This is a genomic window from Lysinibacillus sp. NPDC059133, assembly GCF_042755925.1.
Taxonomy (GTDB): domain Bacteria; phylum Bacillota; class Bacilli; order Bacillales_A; family Planococcaceae; genus Lysinibacillus.
On sequence record NZ_JBHZDH010000052.1, the window covers coordinates 1 to 10,121 of the forward strand.

11 protein-coding genes are annotated in these 10,121 nt (G+C 36.1%); 5 read left to right on the forward strand and 6 right to left on the reverse strand.

Annotated elements, in window-relative coordinates; genetic code table 11:
• From ACFXN8_RS21010 to ACFXN8_RS21020, 3 genes are all read left to right on the forward strand, one after another.
• Positions 1–242, forward strand: a 242-nt coding sequence (locus ACFXN8_RS21010; protein ID WP_386847506.1) for a hypothetical protein, incomplete at its 5' end; no start/stop codon positions are given.
• Positions 243–1,000: 758 nt separating this feature from the next.
• The gene (locus ACFXN8_RS21015; RefSeq protein WP_386847507.1) at positions 1,001–1,249 is read left to right on the forward strand and encodes a DUF2164 domain-containing protein; all 249 of its coding nucleotides are present in this window, start codon (positions 1,001–1,003) and stop codon (positions 1,247–1,249) included.
• 214 nt (positions 1,250–1,463) lie between these two features.
• The gene (locus tag ACFXN8_RS21020) at positions 1,464–2,000 is read left to right on the forward strand and encodes an NADPH-dependent FMN reductase (RefSeq protein ID WP_376074584.1); all 537 of its coding nucleotides are present in this window, start codon (positions 1,464–1,466) and stop codon (positions 1,998–2,000) included.
• A gap of 141 nt (positions 2,001–2,141) precedes the next feature.
• Here the strand turns inward: ACFXN8_RS21020 and ACFXN8_RS21025 are convergent, their stop codons facing one another.
• The 5 genes from ACFXN8_RS21025 to ACFXN8_RS21045 all read right to left on the reverse strand — a co-directional run bounded on the left by ACFXN8_RS21025 (position 2,142) and on the right by ACFXN8_RS21045 (position 6,481).
• Entirely contained in the window at positions 2,142–2,393 is a 252-nt protein-coding gene (locus ACFXN8_RS21025) for a hypothetical protein (RefSeq protein ID WP_386847508.1), read from the reverse strand.
• Between the two features lie 181 nt (positions 2,394–2,574).
• Positions 2,575–2,754, reverse strand: coding sequence for a hypothetical protein (locus ACFXN8_RS21030; protein WP_386847509.1), 180 nt, complete (start codon positions 2,752–2,754; stop codon positions 2,575–2,577).
• 368 nt (positions 2,755–3,122) lie between these two features.
• Positions 3,123–3,662, reverse strand: coding sequence for a tubby C-terminal domain-like protein (locus ACFXN8_RS21035; protein ID WP_386847510.1), 540 nt, complete (start codon positions 3,660–3,662; stop codon positions 3,123–3,125).
• 205 nt (positions 3,663–3,867) lie between these two features.
• Positions 3,868–5,133 carry a dicarboxylate/amino acid:cation symporter gene (locus tag ACFXN8_RS21040; RefSeq protein WP_376074578.1) on the reverse strand — a complete coding sequence of 422 codons (1,266 nt, stop codon included), beginning with the start codon at positions 5,131–5,133 and terminating at the stop codon, positions 3,868–3,870.
• Between the two features lie 298 nt (positions 5,134–5,431).
• Positions 5,432–6,481: a TRAP transporter substrate-binding protein gene (locus ACFXN8_RS21045; protein WP_386847511.1), complete on the reverse strand. Its 1,050-nt coding sequence runs from the start codon at positions 6,479–6,481 to the stop codon at positions 5,432–5,434.
• A gap of 112 nt (positions 6,482–6,593) precedes the next feature.
• Between ACFXN8_RS21045 and ACFXN8_RS21050 the strand changes: the two genes are divergently transcribed.
• Complete coding sequence (locus ACFXN8_RS21050) at positions 6,594–8,174, forward strand: ATP-binding protein (protein WP_483869465.1); 1,581 nt, start codon at positions 6,594–6,596, stop codon at positions 8,172–8,174.
• Positions 8,175–8,408: 234 nt separating this feature from the next.
• Complete coding sequence (locus tag ACFXN8_RS21055; RefSeq protein ID WP_386847512.1) at positions 8,409–9,110, forward strand: response regulator; 702 nt, start codon at positions 8,409–8,411, stop codon at positions 9,108–9,110.
• A gap of 43 nt (positions 9,111–9,153) precedes the next feature.
• Here the strand turns inward: ACFXN8_RS21055 and ACFXN8_RS21060 are convergent.
• A partial coding sequence (locus tag ACFXN8_RS21060; RefSeq protein ID WP_386847513.1) for a 4-hydroxy-3-methylbut-2-enyl diphosphate reductase occupies positions 9,154–10,121 on the reverse strand: 968 nt, incomplete at its 5' end.

The window sequence follows — 10,121 nt, forward strand, 5'->3', positions numbered from 1 at the left end:
TAAGGAAGACACAAATACGAAAGTCGGAAGATATAAGTTGTGTCACAGTAGAGATGTTTACATTTTTTAAGAAATGTATATGTTTTTCGTATCGGATAGGCATGACATTTATGACAAATACAATGAATGCCAAAAAAATTGATGCTATGACCGAGCAATGTGAAAAAGACGGTGGAGAAGCCATCGTCTCAAAGGAAAAGAGTTTTCTATCAACAAACTATTCATTTAAATGTAACCAGTAATAATAAGGCTGAATTATAGAATTAAATATAATTCAGTCTTTTTAATGTTAAAAACTATATGTTCAAGGAAATATTGGTGAATGGTTTTGCTCTTTAAATGAGGGTGATTTCCATTCCAGGCTACTCACTTTCCTGTGTAGTGAGAGTCGAGCCGCTTCCTCCACTTTTATTGTTGCTGTCGCTGGCTTTCGCACAGATATAACTCAAGTGCTAAGGTATTGTTTTATCACTATAAATTAGAGACCAGAAAACTTATGCTATGTGAATTGGCTGATTGGAGTGGAGGCTTGGCGACTCCTTGGGGATTAGCGATAGAGGAACGAAGGCTAAAACCATCACATCCTGTGATAACGCCTTCGTGACCAACATCGGTGCTGCTGCCGCTTCGCTTTCGCGCAAAAAACATCTGTTGGCCCGAGACCCTGGAGCGAGCAACGCGAGTGAAGCGGCTCATCGGACGCCCCCAGGAAGCTTTGCTCTGTGCGAAAGCGAAGCGTCAGCAATTGTTTTATCTGTGCGAAAGCATAGCGACAGCAACAATAAAGTGCCAAGCCGGAACGGAAATCAACCCCTCGTTTTGCCATAGAGCCGTACTTAATTTAATAGGACACCTTAATCTCATTGACATATTAGTTTTTCAACATAATGAAGGCTGAATTATTGTATTTATTATAATTCAGTCTTTTTGTGTATGCATGGATTAATTTTAGAGTGTTATGATAGGTGAGTATAAATGGCAATGAGAGGAGAGTTGTGGAATGTTTATTCGTTTAACAAAAGAACAACAGGAAACAATAATAGCTGATATTCAACGATTTTTCTACAATAATCGAGATGAGGATATTTCAGAATTTGAAGCAGAAAGAGTATTAGACTTTATAAAGGAGAATATTGCTCCACATATTTATAATGCGGCTATCTCAGATGCAAAATATGTTGTAGAAAGACAATATGCATCGATTGAGGATGAGCTTGCAGCATTAGAAAGACCGATTAAAATAAAATAATTTAATCCGAATTAAATAATTGGAATTTTTTATAAATATATGATATTTTTATCTTGGATTAAAGATAATTTAATTCGAAGTAAAAAACAATGGTTTCATTAACCATCTATGTATTGAATAAAGAAATGGATTCCTGTACAACATGGTTAAGAGAACCATTTTTAGTTCAATGAATGATTCGGTCACAATTTGGGATGAATGAAGGAGGAGTAATGTGTTGAAAATAGGGGTAATTTTAGGGAGTACGCGTGAAGGTCGTTTAAGTCCACAAGTGGGCGAATGGGTAAAGGAAGTCGCTGGAAAACGCGGAGATGCGGAATATGAAATTATTGATATCGCAGATTTTAAATTACCATTTCTAGGCGAGCCAGGTGGAGATGCTTCGGGTGCAGCTACATGGTCAGAAAAAGTCGCTGCATGCGATGGTTTTGTATTTATTGTTGCAGAATATAACCATTCCATTACGGGTGCACTAAAAAATGCATTAGACTACTTACGCGTGGAATGGAATAATAAGGCCGCAGGTATTGTTTCATACGGCTCTGTAGGTGGTGCAAGAGCAGCTGAACATTTGCGTGGAATTCTTGGTGAATTATTAGTAGCGGATGTTCGCGTACATCCTGCTTTATCTTTATTTACAGATTTCGAAAACGGTACAGTATTTAAACCAAAGGATGTGCAAGCAGATTCAGTAAATCAAATGCTTGATCAACTTATTCCTTGGGCAACAGCGTTAAAAACAATTCGATAAAGACCTTAAGCAGTATGTACAGTAAAAAGTGCATATTGCTTTTTTTATTTGGCTCTATTTTGATTGTTGTTTTTCTCAAATTAAAAGCGTATTCGAGAATTTTCGAATACGCTGGTTTTCGAGTGGAAAATACATGAAAATCTATCTTTTTAATGTTTCAATCTTTTGAAAAATCTCTTTGTAAAGGATATCTATCTCTTTTTCATCTTTTAAATAGAAATACCAAGCATCTTCTCTATTTGCATCGTTGTCAGATAAATAAATTGTCGTATGAGAACCATTATTTAATGCTTCCCAATGAGCTGTTTCATAGGTAAGCCCTTCACTTGTAAATGGAAAATGACGTTTTGTTGAATCAAAAAAGATAATAGGCATTTTAGAATTTTTATACACTTTAACAAATCTATCAGGATGGGCGTGTGCATGTACATGTAAAAAAAGATGAGGGGAAATTGAATATTTCTATAACAGGAACTGCTGTACATGTGAAGGAACTAAAAGTGCATATTTAAAAAGGGGCCGCTTACAGTATTTTTATTAGGAAGCGGCCCTTTTTGATATGCCATCCATTCCATTAATGTTTTATTTCTTTAATGACTTTTTCTTTTAAATCTGCATCCATAGAGGAAAGTTTAACGTTATTAGTGAGACGTTCTTTTAATTCCCTATCTGTCATAATACCGCGTTCCTCTAGAATTTGAACAAGTAGATCTAACGTCATTAAATTTTTAATGTCTGCTGCTTTTGTATCCATTTTAAATGCCTCCAAATGTATAGTATTTCTACCTCTTTAGTGTACTCCTTTTTTAGAAGGACGGCTTAAAATGGTCAAAACAAAGCGAATTTATTTCGTGTCCCGGAATATATTGAATGATTCTAGCAGTAGTGGAAGACATATAATCACTAGCTTTTAAGAAAATCAGCGATGTAGTTGTATGCAATAAAACTACTTATATAATTTCTACCATCAAAAAAAACCCTAGCAATAGGAGTTTTATCGTTCATATCTTTTTAAAACGAATTTTTATGTATATGAATTGAGGCGAGGCCGGTCGACTCCTAGGAATTTGCGACTGAAACCCCTAGGAAAGTGTCCACTTGGAATGGAAACGAACCACCGTTCTACTTATTACTCATTGAGAATAAAGCCTGATACAGAGTTGCAAGCAAAGCAACAAAGAGCGTATCGTCAGAGTTGAAAATTTTAAAAGATATACCAGTACGTACAAGTTCAGTTTCTATACTACTAGCGCTTGCTATTTTTTCATCATTACAATATAAATAGGCGGTTGAAGTAAAATCCTTTTCAAAGCGAAAAGCGAGTCCATCCATTGTAAAAGAGTAGGAGGATTCAAGTAATTGAACCGTCTTCCGTTGTATCGGTAAAATGGATCCATCTGGCATAATAAGCTGATGGCTAACCCCCTTTGTTAATAGTGTAGATTGCACTTGAAAAAGTGATGCTCCTAAAGTAGTGCGTGTTTCATAGCGATGTGGTAATGACTGTTGTGCAGCAACTAGCATAACAGCGTTGATTACTTTTCCAACGGATGAACGTTCAACCTTTTGTAGCAAACAAACTGTCTCATGTTGTTCATTCACAATAGGAATACTTGAAAAGCTTTCGAAAGCTTTTGGGTAGGTAAGGGTAAAAGTAGTCATAAAAAAAGCCTCCAATCTACTTACTATACGGGGAAGCTTAACTCTAGGTTTCACCTTCAACAAAAATTTTCATAAAATGGCCATTTTACGAAATATATGAACTCTATCATATACATAGTAATTGAAACGGAATCAATAAGAATATTAACAATGAAAAAGGCTTACCGAAAATGTGAAATTTTTCACGTTCGGACAGCCTTCGTTTTTATTGTTGAGTTGTAACTTCTCCTGCAAGAGCACGTTTTTCCTGCTCTGGATCGAATTCTTTTTCCATTTTTGAAACGACAACTGTTGCTACACCATTACCAATTAAGTTTGTAACGGCGCGGGCTTCTGACATAAAGCGGTCGACCCCGATTAAAAGTGCAATCCCCTCTACTGGAATCATAGGGAATGCTGCTAATGTTGCCGCGAGTGTGATAAAGCCTGAGCCTGTTACACCGGCCGCACCTTTAGATGTTAGCATTAAAATAGCAAGCAATGTAATTTGATGCCAAATATCTAAGTCAACTCCATAAGCCTGTGCGATAAAAATAGCCGCCATAGATAAGTAAATGGACGTACCATCTAAGTTAAAGGAGTACCCCGTTGGAATGACAAGACCAACGACTTGCTTAGAGCAACCATAGTTTTCTAATTTGCGCATCATTGAAGGAAGGGCAGATTCTGATGATGATGTCCCAATAACGATAAAAATTTCATCTTTAATATATTTAATAAACTTAAAGATACTAAATCCAAAGTAACGTGTAATAAGACCAATGATGAATACGATAAAAATAAACATTGTAATATAAACGGAAAGCATTAAAAATCCTAAGTTTCCTAGTGATTTAAGACCGAAATTACCGATTGTGTAGCTCATAGCACCAAATGCCCCAATCGGTGAAACCTTCATGACCATATTAACAATTTTAAAGAATATATCTGCTACTTGTTCGAAAAATTTAATAACTGGTTTAGCTGGTTCACCAATAGCTGCAGCAGCTATGCCAAATAAAACAGCTGAGAATAAAACAGGTAATAACTCTCCATTTGCAAGTGCTCCGACAACATTCTCAGGAATGATTTGCATAATAAATGCACCAATACCATGTTCTGTAGCGGCTGCCGCCTCTGTATATTGAGAAACATCTGCACCGTTTGCAGCTGCTGTATTAAAGCCTTTACCAGGTTGTACAATATTGACAACGATTAAGCCGATTGCTAGTGCGAAAGTAGAGACAATTTCAAAATAGATTAATGCCTTCCCACCAATTTTACCAACTTTTTTTACATCGCCCATACTACCAATTCCAATAACAACTGTTAAGAAAATGATAGGAGCTATTAACATCTTAATTAATTTAATAAAAATATCTGCTAATATTTTTAACTGCGCTCCGAACTCTGGAAACGTAGCACCTACAATAATACCTAGCACAATAGCAATCAGTACTTGTACGGTTAAGTTTTTAAAATTTATACGCATAAAGTTCTCCCCTAACACTATTTATGAATATTATGTGAACGCTTTCATGAGGTTATCATAGCTGAAATTTTCCGACAATAGTTTTTATGACCGTAATGTTTCTATTGTTCATTTTGTTCATTTTTAGTAGAAGGGTGAATAAACCTAGTAATATCAAGGGCTTGAGGCTGTTTTATAGTAGTTTTGTGATTTTAGAATCTATTATAATACAATAGAAAAAAATCCCCACGCTAGTGGGGATTTTATCATTAATGAACAAAAGTATTGATCCTATATTTCAATGTTTAAAGTTTTCACTTTAAGGGGAAACAATTTTTTCAATTTCCGATAAAACATCGTTATTTTGTACATTGTTTCTATAAAAATCATAGGCAGGTGCTAGTTGTTCTTTAAAGCGTTGGCGTTCCTTATTGCTCATCGTATAAATCTCAAAGTTCTCTTGCTGCTCAAGTTTTTGCAGATTTTCTTCGTTCATTTCTACAGCCTGTTCAAATTGCCAGTCTGTTGTTTCTTTCATAGCCTCCATAATCTGTTTTTGAATTTTTGGAGGTAGAGATTTCCAAAAATTATCATTAATTAAAACGGCGTATCCTAAAATGCCATGCTTAGTTAAGGTCATATGCTTCTGCACCTTATAGAAACCTTTAGAATAAATATTTGACGCAGTGTTTTCCTGAGCATCGATGGTTTTCGATTCTAAATCAGTAAAAACTTCGCTAAAGGAAATTGGGGTTGGTGTAGCCCCAACAGCCTCGAATTGCTTTTCAAGAGTTTTACTTGGCATTGTACGGATTCGTAAGCCTTTTAAATCTTCAAATGTATGAATAGGATGATTGACAGAGGTTAAATGTTTAAAGCCATTATGCCAAAAGCTCAGTCCTTTTATATGAAAAGGTTCAAGCTCATTTAACAACTGTTCACCAATCGAACCTGTAAGAACCTCATGAACTTCGTCATCCGTATTAAAAAGGTAAGGTAAATCAAGAACCTGCCAATTTGGTATATAGGAGGTCATCTTTGAAAAAGTAGGGATAATCATTTCTACTTCTCCATTTTGCAAAGCTTGAAACTCATTTTCATCATTAAACAAGGAGGAGTTTGGATAGACGTGTACCTTCACCTCACCATTTGTTTTTTCCTCAACAAGCTCTGCAAATTTACTTGCCGCTTGTCCTTTTGGTGTATTCTCAGCTACCACATGACTTAAATGAATCGTAATTTGTGTATCCAAGCCTTTTTGCTCATCGTCATAGGGAAGAGGCTTAGCAAAAAGTAAGCCTTGTTGAACACCAATCGCTATCGTTAATAGTAAAACGGTTACTATTGTGCCAATAATAAATTTTTTCATCTATTACACCCAATTTATTCGTATTTTCTGATGTTTTTGTTATTCTAACATATGGGGTAAGCTAAAATATAGTGAGAGGGAGGCGTACATCTTGAAATTTCAAAAAATATCGATGAAGAGAAAAATTATGTCTCTGACTTTTTTTATTCTCATGCTCTCCTTTAGTATAGGTGGTAGATTTTTGCTAGGCTATGTCATGAATGAACAAAAGGACAAGCTTGGAAATCAGGCTTTACTTGTGGCAAAAACAGTATCACAGCTTCCTGAACTGAAAACTTACATCGCAAATAATAATTTTAATGAGGCTACGCAACACATAAATCCTGTAGTGGAAGAAATACGTGATATAAATGGCGCGCAGTATATTGTTGTCCTTGATATGCAAAGGCGCAAGTACTCACATCCAAATACAGAAGAAATCGGGCAAGTCTCGCAATCAGGTGATCTAAACGCAGCGTTCTCTGAGCATTATTATACATCCATCGCACATGGTAAAGATGGAGATATGGTGCGGGCATTCGTCCCGATCATGAGTAAGGAAGGAAAACAAATAGGTGTAGTAGTAGTAGGATATAGTGTTTTAACTGTTGCGGAGTTACTGCAATCTATTCAAACAGAATTAATGATTACTATTTTATTGTCTCTTTTCTTTAGTGCATGGGGGGCTCATACGTTAGGCCTTCATATGAAGAAGCAAATGTTTGGGCTAGAGCCCCATGAAATTGCTAAAATGTATGTCGAACGAACAGAAACCTTTAACGCAATGCATGAAGGGATTATTGCCATTGATAATGACTTGACAATCACAATATTTAATGAAAAAGCATCTGTCATATTAGGTGTTCACAAACAACCATCAACATTATTAGGGAAGAAAATTTTTGACGTGTTACCTGATACACGATTACCAGAAATTTTGGAGCTAGACCAACCTATTTTCAATCGTGAGCTTTATATTAATGATCATAGCATTATGAGTAATCGTATTCCTATACAAGTTAATGGAAAAACGGTTGGCGCTGTGGCCATGTTTAAGGATCGTACAGAAGTGAAAAAGCTTGCAGAGGAATTAACCGGTGTGAAGGCATTTGTACAAGCATTACGCGTACAAACACATGAGCATAAAAATAAATTGCACACAATTGCTGGTCTTTTGCAGCTTGGCCATCATGAACAAGCACTTTCTTACTTAACGCAAGTAAAAGCAGAACACGATGAAATTACAAACTTTTTAAATGAACGGATTAAAAATGAAAATATTTCAGGGCTTTTACTTAGTAAAATTTCCCATGCGAAAGAAGAGGGAATTCTACTGGAGATAGATAGAGAAAGCCGTTTGACAAAATTCCCGAAAAATTTAGACCATCATGATTTCGTTATTTTATTTGGTAACTTGATTGAAAATGCTTTTGATGCATTAAGGGATGTACAAATGGAAGAAAAAATGATCCAAGTTTCTGTTGATGAGGATGAGGATGTGCTGGCAATCTTAGTAACAGATAATGGTATAGGCATGATAAATGAGGTGAAGGAGCATATTTTTGATAATGGCTATTCAACAAAAGAGAAAAAAGGTCGAGGTATTGGACTTTATTTAATAAAAGAACTTGTACAAAAAGGAAAGGGAGAAATAGAAGTCATAAGTGAACCGAATAAAGGAACAAGCTTTTTAATAACTTTTTACCATACGTAATAGGCGTATCACCAAAGGCTGAGGATAACATTTGTTTTTTGATTAGAGTATAAACTGGGCGACTACTTGGGGTTCATTTGACGTTCTAGGAAGTGGAAAGTCAAGGAACTTAATATTTATAGTTGAAGTAGAAGTGAGAAATTCTATAGGAACAGTGTGACGTTCTTTTAGATAGCTTCCTAAAGTGAAAATTTACACATATAGAGATAGAACAGAGTGTATGGAGGGCTAACAGTGACACAAACAAAGGTTTTATTAATAGAGGACGATCCAATGGTGCGAGAAGTTAATCGCCAATTTATTGAAAAGGTAGCTGGATTTAAAGTAATTGGACAAGCCTCAAATGGAGTTGAAGGAATTGCTCAAATTCAAAAACTTAAACCAGAATTAGTATTTATGGATATTTTCATGCCGGAGCAGGATGGAGTGACAAGCTTACGGAAAATTCGTGAGCTCGAGTTACCAGTAGATGTAATTACGGTAACCGCTGCTAATGATATGGAAACTGTAAAACAGGTCCTGCATCTTGGCGTCTTTGATTATATTATGAAACCTTTTTCATTTGAACGAGTGCAAGGAACGCTTGAAAATTATTTGCGCTTCAAAGAGCAAATGCAAACTGAGCATGAGTTAACACAAGGAGAGCTTGATCAGTTATTCCATTATCATGGTGGGCAAAATGAGGTTCAGCAATCAAATGTCTTACGGTCAGAGAAAAGTTTACCTAAAGGTTTTAATCGTGCAACACTGGAGAAAGTTGTTCACTATTTGCAATCTGTAGAAGGAGCATCGGCAGAAGAAGTAGCCAGTGGTGTAGGTATTGCACGCGTAACAGCAAGACGATACTTAGATTATTTAGAAAAGCAAGAGGAAATTACGATGGATGTGCACTATGGAGGCATTGGTCGCCCGGTCAATTATTACTTTAGTAAATAATGAAAAATCCTGATTGTCTATTTTAACAATCAGGATTTTTTTATTAGTAAGGCATAATTTTGTCAACAGGCTTTGGCGTTTTAATTTTAGGTAAAATTTTATTTAATGTAACTGTACGATTAATGCTATGTGTTGATTCATCATTTTCATCGAATTGATCAAGGAATGAAATAACCTCTTTGACGATTGGTGTTGGTGTTGAGGCACCTGCTGTTACAGCGACGGAATTAATTCCTTTTAACCATTCAATATTTAGCTCAGAAACGTCTGCAATTCGATAAGATGGTGTCCCTGCTATTTCAACAGACACCTGCGTTAAACGGTTCGAGTTATTGGATTTTGGGTCACCAACAACAATAAGTAAATCTGCTTCCCCAGCTTGCTGAGCTACTGCCTCTTGGCGTACCTGGGTTGCCAAGCAAATCTCCTTATGCACTTCAATATGTGGGAATTTCTCTTTTAAACTATCCATTAAATGAGAGACATCCCATTGACTCATCGTCGTTTGATTCGTTACGAGTAATTTATCATTTGTTAAATTTAAGGCATCAATATCAGTAGAGGATTGCACTAAATGCACATGATCTGGTGCAACGCCAATTGCTCCCTCTGGTTCGGGATGGCCTTTTTTACCAATATATATAATATCATAGCCATTTGCTGATTTTTCACGAATTAAATCGTGTGTAACTGTTACGTCAGGACATGTAGCATCAATGGATACTAAGCCTTTCCGCTTCGCAATTTCACGAATTTCAGGTGAAACACCATGCGCTGTGAAAATAACAGTGCCAGTTTCAACTTGTTCAATAATTTCTAAACGATTTTCGCCATCTAATGTGATGATGCCATCTGCTTCAAAAGCATCCGTGACATGTTTATTATGCACAATCATACCTAAAATGTAGATAGGTCTTGGTAATGTTTTATCGAGTGCGGCGTTTCGAGCGATAACCATCGCATCTACAACACCGTAGCAATAGCCACGTGGATTAATTTTTAATACTTGCA